Here is a 549-nt window from a genome sequence, read left to right on the forward strand (position 1 = left end):
CAACGAACCCGAGAAAGCAGGAACGAACTCAATGACCGCCTAGAGAATATGACTCATACAGGTTGACATCTTCCGGACCCGCAGAAGGTACTCGCCAGCATTACGGCGGCCTTTCACGTCACCCCCCGAGATACGAACGCGACCCATGGAGCCCTCATACCAAGTTTGGAGGTGCGGTTCGTATCGACTGCCGAATTCGTTGTTACACCGCTCGCAGGTCAGCGTCATGACGTTACCGCCAATCGAATGTGGAGGAACATGCTCGCGGCTGTTGGGTTTTGGTTCGAGACAAATGGGGCACTCGCCGAAGTCAATGAACTCGATACTCAACGGGATCAGTCGCGCGGCCACCTCAATGCCATTCGGTCGGGGCATTCTTGCCTCAATAACACTTCCGTCATCATTTTGAAGAACAATTTCAAGCGCTTCCGGAATGCCCCGACCAGAAGCATGTCCCTTGATACTCTTCACAAGTTGTTAACGCCAACCGAAAATAGGGCCACTTCTGCCAACTGAAAACAGGGCCACTCTCGTGTGGTTCTAGTGTGC

1 protein-coding gene is annotated in these 549 nt (G+C 53.2%); it reads right to left on the reverse strand.

Annotation, left to right across the window (positions count from 1 at the left end):
• Nucleotides 1-39: 39 nt before the first annotated feature.
• A complete protein-coding gene (locus QN350_RS19770; protein WP_323517225.1) occupies nt 40-471 on the reverse strand; it encodes an HNH endonuclease in 432 nt (143 codons plus the stop codon).
• Between the last annotated feature and the right edge of the window lie 78 nt (nt 472-549).

Source organism: Cryobacterium sp. 10I5 (assembly GCF_035019865.1).
Taxonomy (GTDB): Bacteria; Actinomycetota; Actinomycetes; order Actinomycetales; family Microbacteriaceae; genus Cryobacterium; species Cryobacterium breve_A.